This window comes from Actinoplanes sp. NPDC049598 (assembly GCF_040675435.1).
Lineage (GTDB): Bacteria > Actinomycetota > Actinomycetes > Mycobacteriales > Micromonosporaceae > Actinoplanes.
The window spans coordinates 23,081-39,339 of sequence record NZ_JBFAOX010000027.1; the positions used below are offsets into that span (position 1 = coordinate 23,081).

The 16,259-nt window shown below is 70.6% G+C and carries 12 protein-coding genes; 4 read left to right on the forward strand and 8 right to left on the reverse strand.

Annotation, left to right across the window (positions count from 1 at the left end; all coding sequences use genetic code 11):
• Positions 1–32 precede the first annotated feature (32 nt).
• A complete protein-coding gene (locus tag AB0J66_RS40130; protein WP_364672445.1) occupies positions 33–2,357 on the reverse strand; it encodes a ricin-type beta-trefoil lectin domain protein in 2,325 nt (774 codons plus the stop codon).
• Between the two features lie 303 nt (positions 2,358–2,660).
• Between AB0J66_RS40130 and AB0J66_RS40135 the strand changes: the two genes are divergently transcribed.
• From AB0J66_RS40135 to AB0J66_RS40145, 3 genes are read left to right on the forward strand one after another with little or no spacing between them, the layout of a single operon-like run.
• Positions 2,661–3,707: a hypothetical protein gene (locus AB0J66_RS40135; protein WP_364672446.1), complete on the forward strand. Its 1,047-nt coding sequence runs from the start codon at positions 2,661–2,663 to the stop codon at positions 3,705–3,707.
• A gap of 30 nt (positions 3,708–3,737) precedes the next feature.
• Positions 3,738–7,991, forward strand: coding sequence for a polymorphic toxin-type HINT domain-containing protein (locus AB0J66_RS40140; protein WP_364672447.1), 4,254 nt, complete (start codon positions 3,738–3,740; stop codon positions 7,989–7,991).
• A 6-nt stretch (positions 7,992–7,997) separates the two neighbouring features.
• Complete coding sequence (locus tag AB0J66_RS40145; protein WP_364672449.1) at positions 7,998–8,468, forward strand: hypothetical protein; 471 nt, start codon at positions 7,998–8,000, stop codon at positions 8,466–8,468.
• A 35-nt stretch (positions 8,469–8,503) separates the two neighbouring features.
• Here the strand turns inward: AB0J66_RS40145 and AB0J66_RS40150 are convergent, their stop codons facing one another.
• From AB0J66_RS40150 to AB0J66_RS40180, 7 genes are all read right to left on the reverse strand, one after another.
• Positions 8,504–8,731, reverse strand: coding sequence for a hypothetical protein (locus AB0J66_RS40150; RefSeq protein ID WP_364672451.1), 228 nt, complete (start codon positions 8,729–8,731; stop codon positions 8,504–8,506).
• A 63-nt stretch (positions 8,732–8,794) separates the two neighbouring features.
• A complete protein-coding gene (rhaI, locus tag AB0J66_RS40155; RefSeq protein ID WP_364672452.1) occupies positions 8,795–9,961 on the reverse strand; it encodes an L-rhamnose isomerase in 1,167 nt (388 codons plus the stop codon).
• A complete protein-coding gene (locus AB0J66_RS40160; protein WP_364672454.1) occupies positions 9,954–10,289 on the reverse strand; it encodes an L-rhamnose mutarotase in 336 nt (111 codons plus the stop codon). Before AB0J66_RS40160 ends, rhaI begins: the two co-directional genes overlap by 8 nt.
• 12 nt (positions 10,290–10,301) lie before the next feature.
• Positions 10,302–11,321, reverse strand: a complete 1,020-nt coding sequence (gene rhaS, locus AB0J66_RS40165) for a rhamnose ABC transporter substrate-binding protein (RefSeq protein ID WP_364672456.1) — start codon at positions 11,319–11,321, stop codon at positions 10,302–10,304.
• A gap of 87 nt (positions 11,322–11,408) precedes the next feature.
• Positions 11,409–12,398 carry an ABC transporter permease gene (locus tag AB0J66_RS40170; RefSeq protein ID WP_364672458.1) on the reverse strand — a complete coding sequence of 330 codons (990 nt, stop codon included), beginning with the start codon at positions 12,396–12,398 and terminating at the stop codon, positions 11,409–11,411.
• Positions 12,391–13,413 carry an ABC transporter permease gene (locus AB0J66_RS40175; RefSeq protein WP_364672460.1) on the reverse strand — a complete coding sequence of 341 codons (1,023 nt, stop codon included), beginning with the start codon at positions 13,411–13,413 and terminating at the stop codon, positions 12,391–12,393. Before AB0J66_RS40175 ends, AB0J66_RS40170 begins: the two co-directional genes overlap by 8 nt.
• A complete protein-coding gene (locus AB0J66_RS40180; RefSeq protein ID WP_364672461.1) occupies positions 13,410–14,951 on the reverse strand; it encodes a sugar ABC transporter ATP-binding protein in 1,542 nt (513 codons plus the stop codon). The genes AB0J66_RS40175 and AB0J66_RS40180 overlap by 4 nt, the downstream gene beginning before the upstream one ends.
• Before the next feature lie 269 nt (positions 14,952–15,220).
• Between AB0J66_RS40180 and AB0J66_RS40185 the strand changes: the two genes are divergently transcribed.
• On the forward strand, positions 15,221–16,255 hold the full coding sequence (locus AB0J66_RS40185) for a LacI family DNA-binding transcriptional regulator (protein ID WP_364672463.1): 1,035 nt from the start codon (positions 15,221–15,223) through the stop codon (positions 16,253–16,255).
• Positions 16,256–16,259: the final 4 nt, after the last annotated feature.

A 16,259-nucleotide genomic window follows, 5' to 3' on the forward strand; every position in this document is an offset into this window, starting at 1 on the left:
CGAATCGCGCGGCGAACTGTTTTATAACCTGGTTATTTCCATTTCTGGTTGTTGCCGGTGGCGCAGGTCCGGATATCGAGCTTGACGCCGTTGGCCTGGTTGCTGCCCGGAATGCTGAGGCACCGGCCGTTCGCATTGCGGATGGTGCCGTCGGCGTAGTACGCCCACTTCTGCGCGCCGCTGTTGTTGCAGGTGTAGAGCTGCACGATCGTGCCGTCGGCGGTTCCGCTGCCGGTCACGTCCATGCACATGTTGTTGAAGCTGATGAAGCCGTCCTTGAACATGAACTGCTGGCCGGGGGCGCCGGTGCAGGGCTGGATCACCAGGTCGACGCCCTGATCGAAGCTCGGCGCGGTGACGCACTTGCTGTGCAGGACGCTGGTGATCTTCCGGTCCCAGAGGTCGGTGGACCAGGTGGCCACGCCGTCGGAGTTGCGGTAGAGGACCAGGTTGCCGTCGTTCTGGATCCTGAGGGTGCTGGGTCCCTTGCCGTAGGTGCCGGACGACCAGACCGGAGTGTTGTTGGCCGTGTAGAGCACCAGGTTGCCGTCGTGCTGGTTGGCCAGCCGGGTGCCGGTGGTGGTGTTGGACGCCCAGACCGCCTTCGGTCCCTTGGAGACCACGAAGTTGCCGTCGCCCTGGAGCCGGGCCGTGTGCCCGAGGTAGGACTGGAGCACCTTGGCCTCGCCGAGCTCCGTGCCGGCCAGCATCTTGGAGTTGGTGGCGTACCACTGCTGGCTGCCGCCGCTGGTGACCTCGGACGCGATGGTCGCCGCGCCGGCGGCCGTGCTCCCGCCCTGGACGGTGACCGCCTGGTAGGTCAGCTCACTGATCCACAGGTAGTTGTCGCCCAGCTTGGTGTAGTAGAAGTACTGGTCGCTGCCGCCGTCGCAGGTGCGGATGACGAACTTGACGCCGCTGGCCCCGGTCTTGTCGGCCAGGCTGACGCACTTGGTGCGGTCCCAGGCGTTGATGATGCGGTAACGCCCGCCGGTGTTGTAGACGCGCATCGAGACCCAGCGCTGCTTCTCGTTGTCGAGGGCGCAGTCGGCCTGCACCACCGACTTGCCGTTGGTGACGCTGTCACCCTCGGCGGCCAGGCACTTGCCGGAGGTGAGGTTGCTCCACTGCCACGGCTTGCCGGTCGGCCGGTTGGCGGCGTCCGGCGCCACCTGGAACTGGCCGATGCGGACGAAGTCGGAGACCACCTGGGCGTCGCCGATCAGGGCCTGGGTGGCCGCGGTGACCAGGTTGTCGAAGCTGTCGGCGGCGGCCTTGGTCCGGATGCTCTGCGCGTGGGCGCGGTCGGCCGCCTCCCGCTCGGCCAGCTCCCGGGCCAGGTCACGCCGGTCGGCCTCGCGCATGCCGGTGTCGATGAACGCGCGCCACACGGCCGGGTCGCTGCTGCGCAGCGCCCGTTCGGCGGCCGCGCGGATCTCGATGCGGTTCTCGTCGGCGTCGACCAGCTCCCAGATCCAGCGGATGAAGTTGTCGTCCGTCATGGCGAGTTTGCCCTGGTCGGCCAGGACACCGAGGATGGCCGCGGCGGCCTTCAGGGAACCCTCGCGGGCCAGGCGGGCCTGCTCGGCCGCGCCGGCCTCCTCGGCCGCCTTGATCGCGTCCTGCACGTCCTGCTCGGCCGCGGCCATGACGCCGGTGGCCAGGAACGCGTGCTGCTCCTCGGCGGTGCCGTTGACGACGGCGACGGCGGCCGCCTTGACCCGGGCGCCGGCGGCCTTCGTCCAGATCTCGATCACCACGTCGCGCTCCGAGAGCGTGAGCATGCGGCCCTCGGTGTCGAGCGTCAGACCGGCGGCGGCGTACGCGGCCCGCCGGAGCTCACGGGCCTCGCGGGCGGCGAGCTCGTCGCTCATCTTCTTGGCGTCATCGGCCAGCTTGGCTTCGAAGATGCCCTTGAGGATGAACTCCTTGCAGACGGCTTCGACCGTGCGGTGGTCGGCCGACAGGGCGAGCTCGGCGGACACCCGGATCAGCGGGTAGTTGGCCGAGTTCTGCCAGATCAGGAAGACGAAGTTGCGGTCGGTCTGGCCGAGCCACGTGTTGTCGGGCTCGATGCCGATCTCGCGGGCGGCCTTGACCTTCTGTTCCTCGCTGGTCGGCAGGCCGTCGTCGACGACTAGGGCCTCGGCCTGCGCGGCCGTCATCGGCACGGCGGAGTCCGCCTTCGAGACGGCCGGCGCCTTGGCCTTGGCGCCCGCGGCCGGCGTGGGCGCGGCCGAGGCGGGCGTCGAGGGAGCGGGTGCGGGGCCGGCCAAGGCCGGCTCGGTGAGCAGGATCACTAAAGTGGCGGACGCGGTCGCGGTCAGTAATCCACGTAGGACACGTGGACGTCTCATCACTGTTTTCAATGCATTCCCCGTGGTCAGTGAACAGATGCGCCGGTGCGGCCGCGTGGCCCTGGGCGCAAAGCTGACGAACCGTAACCACACAAATTCATGACCGTCAAGACAAGGTCGGTCATTCGGCAAAGATTTACATCGATTAGAAGTTCGCCGTTTCCGAGCGGGGTCGCGGCGGGCGCGGACCCGTGCTAGAAACCATGCGGATTCGGTGGCCATCGATTCAAGCCGATCCAGAATTCGCACTTTCAACGGGGGTTGGTGAAATTGAATACGCGTGTGCGGACCAGGTCCGCGGCGATGATTGCTGCGCTGGTTCTGGCGCCGGGCCTGGTCGCCGTGCCGGCCTGGGCGGCCGGTCCCGCGTGGGGCGCCGTGACGACGACGAGTTTCGACCAGGCCGAAGAGGACCGTATCTACGTGCGCTGGCTGGCGGGCTACGAGACCCGCTCGCTCGTGCGGACCGCCGCCTGGAACGCGCTGACGAGCAGCAACGTGCCGGCCACGGTGGACCGGTTCCTCTACGGCGGCGGGATGGACTACGCGATCACCCGCTCGCGGCAGCTCGCGGCGCGCAACGCCGACTTCGCCCGCCGGATCCTGGCCACCCACACCGTCCAGTTCTCGCCCGAGGTGCACGCCGCTGCGGAGTACGCGCTGCTCAAGGGCGGGACCATCCTGGAGGGCTTCGTCCGCACCGGATACGCCGCGGCCAAGGAACGCGACCGGGTGGCCCGCGAAGCCGACGGCGCGCAGGAGGCCGCGCTGCTGCAGACCGACCGCGACTTCGTCGCCCACCTGCGCGACACCGATCCCGGCCCGCAGGTTCAGGCCGCCGCCGGTTACGCGCTGCGGGTTGGGGCCACAGACGCCGACATCGTCGAGTTCTACGCCTACGACTGGGCCGCCGCGGCCGCCGTCGACCTGGAGACTCAGCAGCTGCAATGCGCCAACAGCGACCTGGTCTGGCGAGCGCGAGTGAAGACCCTGCGGGCCGAGGCGGTGGCGGCGCAGCAGGCGGCCGAGCAAGCGGCCGGTGAGGCCCGGGAGCAGGCCCGGGCGGCCGCCGCCCGCGCCTGGCACGCGCTCGGGGAGCAGGCCGTACCGGCCAAGTCCACCTGGGACACCGCGGCCGAGGTCGCCGAGCGGCAGGCGGCGAACTGGCAGCAGGTGGCGCTGGCCGCCGCCGCGGCCGCCGAGAACCCGAACTGGGACGCCATCGCGCTCGGGGCGCAGACCAACCAGGAGCAGTGGGACGCCGCGCGCGTCACCGCCGCCAAGCAGGCCGCTTACTGGGCCGCGCTCTACCAAGAGGCGCTGGCGGGCGAGCTCGCCATGCAGTCCTGACGTTTTTCATCCGCTTTCGGGGGAGTGCCGGTGAAAGCAAGATTGTCTTCGATACGTCCGTGGCTGGTGTTGATGCTGGCCGCGGTGGTGTTCGGGTCCGGGCTGCACGCGCCGCCGGCGCTGGCCGCCCCGGCCCCGGTCGCGCGGGCCGAGAACCCACCGCCGATCCCGATCCCACCCCTGGTGACCGAGCAGTGGAACGGCACCACCGGGGTGGTGACCTCCAACGAGCGCTGGATCCGGTCGGTCACCGATCTGGCCGAGCTCACCGAGGAGCCGGAGGTCCGGGACGCGGCGCTGGCCGTGCTGGCCACCGGTGACGCCGCGGCCATCCGGTCCTGGGCGCTGACCCAGCTGCCGGTGATCGAGGACCAGGTCAGCGCCCGCAAGGCCCGGGAGGCGGCCGACCGGCTGACCCAGGTCCGGGCCCTGGCCGGCACCGGCGTGCCCAACGGCTACTTCAACGCCGAGGTGCAGCGGGTGCTGGCCGGCACCGACGACGACCGCAAGGCGTTCCTCGCCTACGGCGCCGGCATCGCCCGGGCCCGCGACGAGAAGGTTTCCGGCGACGCTCGCGAGCGGGCCGCCCAGCTGCGCGAGCGGCTGCGCGTCTTCGCGGCCGCGGCCCCGGCCGGCACCCAGGTCAAGCAGGCCGCCGAGCAGGCCCTGGCCGGCAACGACGCGACGGTGGCCGCGTTCTTCGCCACCGGGTACGCGATCGCGGCCAAGGCCGACGCCGAGGCGCGGGAGCGCTACCTGGCCGACCTCGAGGCGCGCAACAAGGCGGCCGAGCAACTCTCCGACCTGGCCCAGCGGGCCAAGCGGGCCTCCGAGGCGCGGGCCCAGATGATGGTCGCGCACGGTGACGCGGTGCACGCGCTGCAGCGGGCCGCCAACGCGATGGCCGGCGCCGCCAACGCCGCCCGGCACAGCCAGCGGGTCCTCGCCGGCTCCGGCACCGTCGCGAGCAAGGCCGGCGATCTGGCCATCGACAAGTCGCTGGTCGCCACCGAGCTGGGCTCCGCCCAGCAGGCCGCCCGGCAAGCCCAGGCGGCGGCGGCTTCTTCCCGGTCGGCGGCCCAGGTATTGCAGGAGACGGGTCTGACCTACGGCGTCGAGTGGACGGCCATCGCGGAAGCGGCGAGCGAGGCCGCCACCGCCGCGGTCGGCGCGACCACGACCGCCGGGCACGCGGTCGACGCGACCATCGCCACCAACAACGCGCAGGGCGCCCAGGCCCAGGCCGAGGCCCATGCCCGGCAGGCCGAGCAGTGGCGTCAGCACGCCGCCGATCACGCGGCGGCCGCGGCCAAGCTCGCCACCGCGGCGGCCAAGCAGGCCGCGGCGGCCAAGACCGCGGCGGCCCGGACCAAGACCGCCAAGGAACAGGCGCAGGCGGCCGAGGCCAAGGCCTGGGCCGAGGCGGAGAAGACCCGCCAGCAGAAGCAGATCGCCGAGGCGCAGGCGGCCGAGGCGAAGCGGCAACGGCAGATCGCCCAGACCGAGGAGACCAACGCGGCGAACCACCGCGCCGAGGCCGAGCGTCAGGCCGACATCGCGAAGAACGCCCGCGCCGACGCCGACGCGCAGGCGGCCACCGCGCGGCAGGCATGGCAGAAGTCCCAGTCGGCCGCGCAGGCGGCCGAGAACGCCGCCGGCCGGGCCTGGGACCAGGAGGCGATCGCGCGCGACGCCCGCGACCAGGCCATGGCCGCGGAGCGGGCCGAGCAGACGGCCAAGGCCAAGGCGCAGGCCTTGCGGGCCGCCGCCGCCAGCGCCGAGACCCAGGAGGAGAAGCGGGAAGCGCAGGCCGAAGCCGACGAGGCCGACCGGCAGGCCGCGGCCGCCGGCAACGCCGCCCGCGCCGCGCGGGCGTCGGCCAACACCGCGACCGGTGCGGCCGCGAACGCGCGAGCCGCCGCCACCCAGGCCGAGCAGGCCGCCGATCGGGCCTGGGCCGCGGCCCGGCAGGCGGAGGCGGCCGCCAAGGCCGCCGACGCGGCGGCGGACAAGGCCGAGTCGAGCGCCAAGGCCACGCACGCGGCCCGGGTCAAGGCCGACGCCAAAGCCGCCGAGGCGACCGCCCAGCAGGCCAAGGCGGCCGAGGCGGCCAACACGGCGCAGCGGCTGGCCAATCAGGCGGCCGAGGAATCGGTGCGGGCGCTGTGGGCGGCCGACCGGACCAAGGCCGAGGCGGAGGACGCCGGCCGCGAGGCGGTGGCCGCCAGTGAGCAGGCCGAGTCCGCGGTGCGGGCGGCCACCGCGGCGTCCAACTCGGCGGCCGGGATCGCCCAGCCCGCGAACACCGCGATCGGCATGGTCAGCCCGTTCACCGGCGCCGACATCGACGCCGACTTCGTGGCTCAGGTCGCGGCGCAGGCCCTGGTCATCGGTAACGAGCAGGCGGACGCGGCGCAGGCCCGGGCCGCGGAGGCGCTCACCGCGGCGCGGCTGGCCGACGAGGCCGCCCGGGACGCGGCCGATCAGGTCAGACCGGCGTATCTCTCGGCGGCGGCCGCGGCCCACTCGGCGGCGGATGCGGCCGAGTCCGCGGCCCAGGCCCGGCGGTCGGCGGCTCAGGCCGCGGCCGACGCGGCCGCGGCGCGGACGGCGGCGGCCGGCGCCGCGCGGGCCGACGCCCAGGCGCGGATCGACGCGGCGGCGGCCCGGCAGGCCGCCAACGACGCCGCCGACGACGCGGCGATCGCCGGGCGCAGCGCCGCGCAGGCCCGGGCCGATGCCGACGCCGCCGCGACCGCGGCCACCAACGCGGAGAACGACGCCGCGGCCGCGCAGGCCGCCGCGACCCAGGCCGAGGCGGACGCGGCCCGCGCCCGCGAGGCGGCCACCAGCGCGCAGAGCTTCGCCGACAGCGCGGCCCAGGCCGCCGATCAGGCGTTGCAGCATGCGGTCGACGCACAGAAGGCGGCCGACCGGGCCGAGGAGGCCGAGCGGAAGGCGGCCGCGCAGGAACTGGCCGACGCCGCGGCCAGTATCCCGCCGGACGCCACCGAGGCCGACCTGTGGGAGTACCTGAGCCCGGAGGAGCAGGAGCAGCTGCGCCAGGCCGAGCAGGAGGCCGGGCTGAGCATCCTGGACTTCTTCAAGATCGAGGCCTGGGATCTGTTCCTGGATCTGTCCGGCGTCGGTGACCTCGTCTCCTGCATCCGGGACGGCAACGTCGAGGCGTGCCTGTGGAGCCTGGCCGGTCTGCTCGGTGGCATCAAGGCGGTCCGGGCCGGCTACAAGATCGTCAAGCTGCTCCCGAAGCTGATCAAGTTCCTGGACAAGATCAAGGACGCCAAGAAGCGGCGCGACGCGCTGCGCCAGCTGGCCAAGAAGAAGAAAAAGACCAAGAAGAAGCACGACGACGACTGCGAGGCGTCCCCCGCCCTGCGGATGAACAGCTTCCTGGCCGGCACGCCGGTTCTGCTGGCCGACGGCCGGACCATCGCCATCGAGCAGGTGAAGCTCGGCGATCAGGTCTTGGCCACCGATCCCGTCACCGGGGTCACCGCGGCCAGGACCGTCACCGACACCATCGTCGGCGAGGGTGACAAGAAGCTGGTCGACGTCACGATCGACCTCGGCGGCGACCGGACGGCCACCGTCACCGCGACCGACAACCACCCGTTCTGGGTGCCGGCCCTCAAAGAGTGGGTCGACGCCGGGAAGTTGTCGCCGCGGCAGTGGCTGCGGACCAGCGCCGGCACCTACGTCCAGATCTCGGCGATCGAGCACCATGCGGCGAAGACGCGGGTCTACAACCTCACGGTCGCCGACCTGCACACGTACTACGTGGTCGCGGGCGGCACGTCGATCCTCGTCCACAACACCGGCCCGTCACCGTGCCAGATGCTGGCGGACGCGGAAGCCCTGCACGACACCGTGTACGAGGACCCCGACAACCCGAGGCCCAACGAGACGGTGCAGGCGAGGCAGTACACGACGGTCGCGGTCGGCTACATCGGCGGGCAGAAGGTCTGGGCGTCCAACCGGGGAAAGACCAACGAGCGCATGCGGAACCTGGCCGCGCAGATGGGTTACCAGCGCATCTTCGGGGTCGATTACATGACGCCCGGTCTCGAGACGGACGCCGAGCAAATGATCATGAACGCCATCGAGGACGGCACCTATCCGCTCAAGGGTGTTCGCGGGGTCATCGCGGCCTCCCGCCCGGCGTGCACGGAGACTCGCCAGAACTGTTCGGCGCGGGCCCGCAACTGGCCGTTCCCTGGTATAGAACTCTACGACCAGAAGAGAGTCGAGCCGGTGGACAGGTGAGGATCGATGACTGATCTGTGGTCGCGGGAGATGCCCGATGTCCGCGAGGTGATGGAGAGCCGAAGCGAGGGGGAGCGCATCCGGGTCATGTGCGAGGCCATCGACTACGCGATGTTCCGGTCGCGGACGCCGCTCGCCCCGATCCCCGCGCCGGAGGCCCGGGCGTTGATCGAGGAGTCGACGGCGGCCGGGCGGGCGGGTGCGGCGCCCGAGATCGCCTACGAGATCTCGGAGCGGATCTACCCCCATCTGAACACCGAGGGGTCCGTCGGTTCGATCATGCTGGACGCGACACTGGTCATGCTCTCCGGGCTCAGTGACGGGGCGAGGCCCGGAGACGTCTCCAACGTCCTGTTCCAGTGCTACGACGCGACGCTGCAGCGGCAGGGGATCGGGCGGACGATCACGATCGACGACGAGCTCCGCAACGAGGCCTGCGTCGACCTCATCCGGGAGCAGAAAGAGCTCCTGGCCTGAACCGGGGCCCGGGCCGGCCGAAGGGCCGGCTCGGGCTACTTCTTCTTCTTTTTGCCCTTTTTGCCGCCGCCGTCGGCGAACATGCCGTTGAGCATGACCTCGTCCCGTTCGTGGGCGGCCTCGTCGGCCGTCTTGGGCTCGCGGACGGCCAGCTTCCAGAAGAACGCCGCGGCGACGACGATCCAGGCCCACCAGGGGACGCCCGACTCGGGGCCGAACAGCTGGCTGGTCACGTCGTAGGCGCTGTCGATGTACTGCTCCATGGCCGCAAGGATCGGCCGGTACGCCCGCCGGGTTGAGGAACCCGGCGGGCGTTTTTCACGAGATCAGGCGCCCCAGCCGGCCTGCTCGCCGCCCACGCGCTCGGCGACGATCTTCTCCTGGTAGCCGCTGGCCTTGTAGGCGCGCACCGGGTCGGGGTCGAGCCCGGCGTCGGCGCGGACCTCGGCCAGGATCGGCCGGACATCGGTGTTGTACGCGTCCATCAGCACCGCGTTGGCCTCGAGCACGTCGCCCGCGGCCTGCGCGGAGAACAGAGCGTCCCGGTCGACCAGCAGGGCCTTGGCCGTGGCCTCCTGGATGTTGAGCACCGAGCGGATGATCGCCGGGATCTTGGCCTCGATGTTGTGGCACTGGTCGAGCATGAAGTTGATGCCGTACGACGGGTCCAGCGCGCCGGCCCGGACGATCTCGTACATGATCCGGAAGAGTTGGAACGGGTCGGCGGCGCCGGCCATCAGGTCGTCGTCGGCGTAGAAGCGGCTGTTGAAGTCGAACGCGCCGAGCTTGCCCTGCCGCAGCAGGAAGGCCACGATGAACTCGATGTTGGTGCCCGGGGCGTGGTGGCCGGTGTCGATGCAGACCGTGGCCTTCTCGCCGAGCTCGATGCAGTGCGCGTACGACGTGCCCCAGTCCGGGATGTCGGTGGCGTAGAACGCCGGCTCGAACAACTTGTATTCGAGCAGGAAACGCTGGTCGTCACCGAGGCGGTCGTACGCCTCCTGCAGCGCCGCGTGCAACCGGTCCTGCCGCTGGCGCAGGTCGTCCTGGCCCGGGTAGTTGATGCCGTCGGAGAACCACAGCTTGAGGTCGCGGGACCCGGTCTGGTCCATGATGTCGATCGCCTCGAGCAGGTGATCGGTGGCCTTGCGGCGGATGCCGGCGTCGGGGTTGGTGACCGAGCCGAGCTTGTAGTCGTTGTCCTGGAAGACGTTGGTGTTGATGGCGCCGATCTCGACGCCCTGCGCCTTCGCGTACGCGCCGAGGGCGGCGTAGTCGTCGACCTTGTCCCACGGGATGTGCAGGGCGACGGTCGGCGCGACACCGGTGTACTTGTGCACGATCGCGGCGTCGGCGATCTTCTCCTCGGGGGTGCGCGGCACGCCTTCCTGGGTGAAGACCTTGAAGCGCGTGCCGGAGTTGGCGAAGGCCCACGACGGGGTCTCGATGCGCTGCGCCGCCAGGGCGGCTTTGACTGCGGCGAGGTCAGTCATGAGGGGCCTCCAAAGGTTCATCGGATAGGTGGAACACCTCGGTCAGCAACGGGAAACCGTCGGTGGGTGAGGTGCCGGCGAAGAAGGGAGCCATCTCCGCCTGCCACCGGGTGTTGACGTCCAGCGCCGCCATTGCCGCCTGGGACGCCGCGAGATCGTCGGCCTCGACGTAGCCGATCAGGAGGCCGTCTTCTCGGAGGAACAGGGAGTAGTTGCGCCAGCCGGTGGCCCGGAGTGCCTGCTGCATCTCGGGCCACACGGCCTGGTGCCGCTCCACGTACTCCGCCATCCGCTCGGGGCGGACCTGGAGCTGGAAGCAATACCGCATGGTCGTCCCGGCTCAGAAGTTGAACTGGTCGATGTTGCCGGCGGTGAACTCGGTCGGCGGGCCGAGGACGATCTCGCCGTCCTTGCCGATCGTGTACTCGCCGAGCTTGCCGGCCTTGAACTTCTCGCCTTCCTTGCCGGTGATCTGGCCCGAGGCCATCGCGGCGCCGGCGTAGGCGGCCAGGTAGCCGATGTCGGCCGGGTTCCACAGCGCGAACTTCTTCACGGTGCCGTTCTTGACGTACTCACGCATCTGGTTCGGCAGGCCGAGGCCGGTCACGGCCACCTTGCCCTTGTACGACGACGAGCCGATGTAGCGGGCCGCGGCCGCGATGCCGACCGTGGTCGGGGCCACGATCGCCTTGAGGTTGGGGTACGACTGCAGCAGACCCTGGGCCTCCTGGAACGACTTCTGGTCGTCGTCGTTGCCGTAGGCCACCTTGACCAGCTTCAGCTTCGAGTACTCGGGCTTGGCCAGCTCGGTCTTCATGACCTCGATCCAGGAGTTCTGGTTCGTGGCGTTCGGGGTCGCGGAGAGCACCGCGATCTCACCGGAGCCGCCGGCCTGCTCGAGCGCCATCTTGGCCAGCGACTCGCCGATGCCCTGGGTGGTGGCCTGGTTGATGAACGCGTCGCGGCAGTCCTTGGAGGCGTCCGAGTCGAACGTGACGACCTTGATCTTCGCGGCGCGGGCCTGGTTGAGCGACGGGCAGACCGCGTTCGGGTCGTTGGCCGCGACCACGATGACGTCCTGCTGCTGCTGGATCAGCGTGTTGATGTACGACACCTGCGACGAGGCGGACGCGTCGTTCGGGCCGACCAGCTTGTACTCGCCCTTGACCTCGCCCACGGCGACCTTGCCGCCGCCGACCTCCACATCGGAGTACGGGTTGTTCAGCTGCTTGGGCAGGAAGGCGATCTTCAGGCCCTCCTTGGTCGCGGCGTTCGGGTCGGCCGCGGCCGAGGCCTGCGAGCCACCGGCCGAGTTGTCGGTGCTGTCCTTCGTGGTGCCACCACACGCGCTCAGGCCCACGACCAGGAGTGTGGCGGAAGTAACGGAAAGTAGTGTGCGGGGGGAGCGACGAAGCACGGCGTACTCCATTCTGGGAAGGTCTCGGGCCTATCGGGCTGCGGCTTGCCGCAGGCGCCGGCGGTGCCAGTTGCCGCGGACGGCGGTGGCGATGTTGGGAAGCAGGACGGAAAGCACGAGCAGGGCGCCCGTGACGATGTTGAGCGCCTGCCCGGAGACGTCCTCCAGGCGCAGCGCGTTCTGCAGCGCGGCCAGCAGCACGACCCCGGCCAGCACGCCGGGCAGGCTGCCCTTTCCACCGAAGATCGACACGCCGCCCAGCAGGACGGCCGCGACGACGGCGAGTTCGAGGCCCGAGCCGTTGTCGGCCCGGGCGCTGGAGTAGCGCAGGGTCCAGAGCACGCCGACCAGTCCGGCGACGGCGCCACTGACCACGTACAGCCAGAACTTGGTCCTGGCGACCCGGATGCCGGAGAAATGGGCGGCCTTGTCGTTGGCGCCGATCGCGTAGAGCGCCCGGCCGACCGGCGTCGCGTGCTGCACGATCCCGAAGATCAGGGCCAGGACCGCGATCAGGATCAACACATTCGGTACGGGGGAGGACCCGATCGTGCCGGTGACCCAGTCGGTGTAGCTGAACGGGAAGTCGGCCACCGCGCCGTCGCCGAGCACCACGAAGGCGAGACCCCGGAAGAGCGCGAGCGTGCCGATCGTGACCGCCAGCGACGGCAGGCCGAGCACCGTGATCAGGAAGCCGTTGAGCACGCCGCAGACCGCGCCGATCACGATGCAGAGCGGGATGATCGTCTCGATCGACAGGCCGTTGTTCCAGAACCAGCCCATCAGGGCGCTGGTGAAGCCCAGGACGCTGGCCACCGACAGGTCGATCTCGCCGGTCACGATGATCATCGTCATCGGCAGCGCGATCAGGATGATCGGCAGCAGGTCGAGCACCATGAAGGTGAAGTTGCGGCTGGTGCCGAAGTTGTCCACGGCGGCCGACGCGATGATCAGCACGACGACGGTCAGCAGAATGATGATGCTGTCCCAGCTGGTCAGCCTCTTACGAACCTCAGACATGGGCGTCTCGCTTACGAAGTGAGCGTGCGATCCGCACCGCGACCAGGCGGTCGGCGCAGATGGCCAGAATGATCAGGGAGCCGACGATCGCCTGCTGCCAGAACTGGTTGATGTCCAGGACGGCCAGGGCGCTGCTGATCACGGTCAGCAGCAGCGCGCCGAGACCGGCGCCCCAGACCGAGCCGCTGCCGCCGAAGACGGCCACCCCGCCGACCACGACCGCGGCCACCACGTTCAGCTCGTAGCCGGTGCCGGCCGAGGCGTCGACCGTGCCGAACCGGGCCGCGAACAGCACGCCGGCCAGTCCGGCGGCGGCGCCGCTGAGGATGAAGGCCACGATCAGGTTGCGGGCGACCTTGATGCCGGCCAGCTCGGCCGCGTCCGGGCTCGAGCCGATCGCGTACATCTCGCGGCCGATCCGGTAGTTGCGCATCATCAGCGAGACCCCGCCGACCACGATCAGGGCGATCAGGACCAGCCACGGAATGCCGAGGAGGTTGTCGTTGGCGAAGCTCAGGAAGTGCGGCGGGAGCTCGTCCGCGTTGACCTGCTGGCCGCCGGCCCACGAGTAGACCAGCCCGCGGAAGATGTACATCGTGCCGAGCGTGACGACCAGGGCGGGCACCTTGCCGTACCGCACCAGCACGCCGTTGACCAGGCCGGCCACCGCGCCGACGGCGATGCCGGCCAGGATGGCGACGATCATCGGCAGGCCCGGGTTGTCGCTCATCATCGTGGCCACGGTGAAGGCGCTGATGGCGAGCACCGAGCCGACGCTCAGGTCGATGTTGCGGGTGATGACGACGACGGCCTGGCCGGCCGCCATCACGGCCAGGATCGCCGTGTTGAGCAGGTTGTCGCGGATGCTCTGGCCGGACAGGAAGCGCGGGTTGTCGATCGCGGTGTAGGCGATCAGCACCGCCAGCGCGAGCACGATGCCCAGCTCGCGCGTCTTGAGCAGCCCGCCGGGGAAACGCCGGCCGGGCGCGGGCGCACCGAGCGTTGACGTGGTCATGCCGAAACCTTCTGTCCCATCGCGGCGTACATGACTGACTCCTCCGTGGCCTCGGCCCGGGTGAGCTCGGCGGCGATCTTGCCTTCGCGCAGGACGATGACCCGGTCGGCCATGCCCAGCACCTCGGGCAGCTCGGACGAGACCATGACGACAGCCAGGCCGTCGGAGGCCAGCGACGACAGCAGCCGGTGGACCTCGGCCTTGGTGCCGACGTCGATGCCGCGGGTGGGCTCGTCGACGATCAGCAGGCGCGGGCCGGTGGCCAGCCACTTGGCCAGCACCACCTTCTGCTGGTTGCCGCCCGACAGCGTGCCGACCGCGTCGCTGAGCCGGCCCAGCTTCGTCTGCAGCTTCTCCGTCCAGGTCAGGGCCGACTGGCGCTCGCTGCCGCCGAACAGCAGCCCGAGCCGGGCCAGCTTGCGGGCCCGCGGCAGGGTCACGTTGCGCTCGATCGACAGGTCCATGACCAGGCCCTGCTGGCGCCGGTCCTCGGGGACCAGGGCCGCGCCGGCGGCCATCGCCGCGCGCGGCGAGCCACCTTTCAGCTTGCGGCCGCCGATCTTCACCACGCCGGAGTCGTACGGATCGACGCCGAACACCGCCTGCATGACCTCCGAGCGGCCGGCGCCGACCAGGCCGGCCAGCGCGACGATCTCCCCGCTTCGCACCTGGAACGTGATGTCGCGGAAGACGCCCTCCCGGCTCAGACCCTCGACCTCGAGCAGCACCTCGCCCGGCTCGACGTCCTGCTTGGGGAAGAGCGCGCTCAGATCGCGGCCGACCATCTTGCGGATCATGTCGTCGACGCTGAGCTCGGCCACCAGCTCGGTGGTGACGTGCTTGCCGTCCCGCATGATCGTCACCCGCTCGCAGAGCGCGGTGATCTCCTCGAAGCGGTGCGAGATGAACATGATGGCCGCGCCCTCGTCGCGCAGCGACCGAACGACCGAGAAGAGCCGCTCGACCTCGACCGCGGACAGCGCCGCGGTCGGCTCATCCATGATCAGCACCCGGGCCTCGGCCGACAGCGCCTTGGCGATCTCGACCAGCTGCTGGTCGGCGATCGACAGGCCGCGCGCCGGGCGGGACGGGTCGAGATGCACACCGAGCCGGCGGAACAGCGCCTCCGCGTTCTCGGTCATGACCTTGCGGTCGATCTGGCGGAGCCGGGTCAGCGGCTGGTTGCCCATCGCGATGTTCTCGGCCACCGACAGGTCGGGGAAGAGGGTGGGCTCCTGGTAGATGACGGCGATGCCGGCCGCCTTGGCGTCGGCCGGGCCGGCGAACTCGACGTCGGCCCCGTCCACCCGCAGCGTGCCGGTGTCGGGCCGGTGCACCCCGGCCAGCATCTTGACGATGGTCGACTTGCCGGCGCCGTTCTCACCGACGAGGGCGTGCGCCTCGCCCGGGAAGAGCGGGAAGCTGACGCCCTGGACGGCCGCGACCGCGCCGAACGACTTCGTGACGTCGGAGACCTCGAGCCGGGCCGGCCCGTGGTCACCGGCGCGGTTATCGGGCTTGGCCGAAGAGTCCGCCACAGCCACCTCCACGTCGGACTTTGAAATGTTTCAGAGAACGTGTAGAGAACGTAGGTGGCCCCGATCACACGTGTCAAGCATTCGATCGAAACGTTGCCGAAACACGGCCGTGAGGAGTTCCCCGGGTACCGTAAGATGCGACTTCAACGTTTCAACCGCCTTGGTGATCACCGGTTGGCGCCCGCGGAACCGCGGGCGGGGTACGGTGAGCCGGTTCCGCGCGAGGCTGGTGTCACCGCCGGTATGACCGGCAGGTCGAGGAGGTAGCGGTGCTGAACGGCAGGACGCCGTCCGTCAAGGACGTTGCCGCCTCCGCCGGCGTCTCGCTGGGCACGGTCTCCAACGTGATGAACCGTCCCGAGGTGGTCAGCGCCCGCACCCGCGAGCGGGTCGAGCGGGCCATGACCGAGCTCGGCTTCGTCCGCAACGAGTCGGCCCGCCAGCTGCGCGCCGGCACCAGCCGCACCCTGGCCTACGTGATGCTCGACGGCACCAACCCGTTCTTCCACGACGTCGCCCAGGGCATCGAGATGGCCGCCGAGGACGCGGATCTCTCCCTGTTCATCTGCAACAGCAACAGCCGCTCGGCGCGCGAGGAGGTGCACCTCGACCGTCTGCTCCAGCAGCGCGTCCAGGGCATCCTGATCACGCCGGTCGACCCGGCCGCCCCGCACCTCGACGAGCTGGCCCGGCGCGGCGTGCCCCTGGTGGTCGTCGACCGGGTCCGCGGCGGCGACAACTGCTGCTCGGTCGCCGTCGACGACGTGCTCGGCGGCCGCATCGCCGTCGAACACCTCGCCGAGCAGGGCCACGAGCGGGTCGCCTTCATCGGTGGCCCCGACACCCTGGGCCAGGTCGGCGAGCGTCTGCAGGGCGCCCGCGAGATCTGGAGCTCGCTCGGGCGTTCCCCCGACGACCTGATCTACCTGCCGACCGAGGCCATGACCGTCGCCGATGGACGGTCCGCGGGCGAACGCCTGGCCGGCCTCCCGGCCCGCCGCCGCCCGACCGCCGCCTTCTGCGCCAACGACCTGCTGGCGCTGGGCCTGCTCCAGCAGAGCATCGGCGCCGGCCTGCGCGTCCCCGAGGACCTGGCCATCGTCGGCTTCGACGACATCGAGTTCGCCGCCGCCGCGGCCGTCCCGCTCACCTCGGTCCGCCAGCCGCGGCAGGAGCTCGGCCGCGCCGCCGCCCAGCTGGTCCTGGACGAGGCCACCAACCCCGACCACCGGCACAGCCAGCTCCAGTTCACCCCGGAGCTGGTCGCCCGCGCCTCCACCGTTTCCCGCTCCCGCCCGATCTAGCCGG

What these genes read in the sequence shown, in the direction of transcription:
- AB0J66_RS40145 (WP_364672449.1), top strand. Translation starts at nt 7,998, where the DNA reads ATGACTGATCTGTGGTCGCGGGAGATGCCCGATGTCCGCGAGGTGATG.
- AB0J66_RS40170 (WP_364672458.1), bottom strand. Translation starts at nt 12,398, where the DNA reads ATGTCTGAGGTTCGTAAGAGGCTGACCAGCTGGGACAGCATCATCATT.
- rhaI (WP_364672452.1), bottom strand. Translation starts at nt 9,961, where the DNA reads ATGACTGACCTCGCCGCAGTCAAAGCCGCCCTGGCGGCGCAGCGCATC.
- AB0J66_RS40130 (WP_364672445.1), bottom strand. Translation starts at nt 2,357, where the DNA reads ATGAGACGTCCACGTGTCCTACGTGGATTACTGACCGCGACCGCGTCC.
- AB0J66_RS40135 (WP_364672446.1), top strand. Translation starts at nt 2,661, where the DNA reads ATGATTGCTGCGCTGGTTCTGGCGCCGGGCCTGGTCGCCGTGCCGGCC.
- AB0J66_RS40160 (WP_364672454.1), bottom strand. Translation starts at nt 10,289, where the DNA reads ATGCGGTATTGCTTCCAGCTCCAGGTCCGCCCCGAGCGGATGGCGGAG.
- AB0J66_RS40175 (WP_364672460.1), bottom strand. Translation starts at nt 13,413, where the DNA reads ATGACCACGTCAACGCTCGGTGCGCCCGCGCCCGGCCGGCGTTTCCCC.
- AB0J66_RS40150 (WP_364672451.1), bottom strand. Translation starts at nt 8,731, where the DNA reads ATGGAGCAGTACATCGACAGCGCCTACGACGTGACCAGCCAGCTGTTC.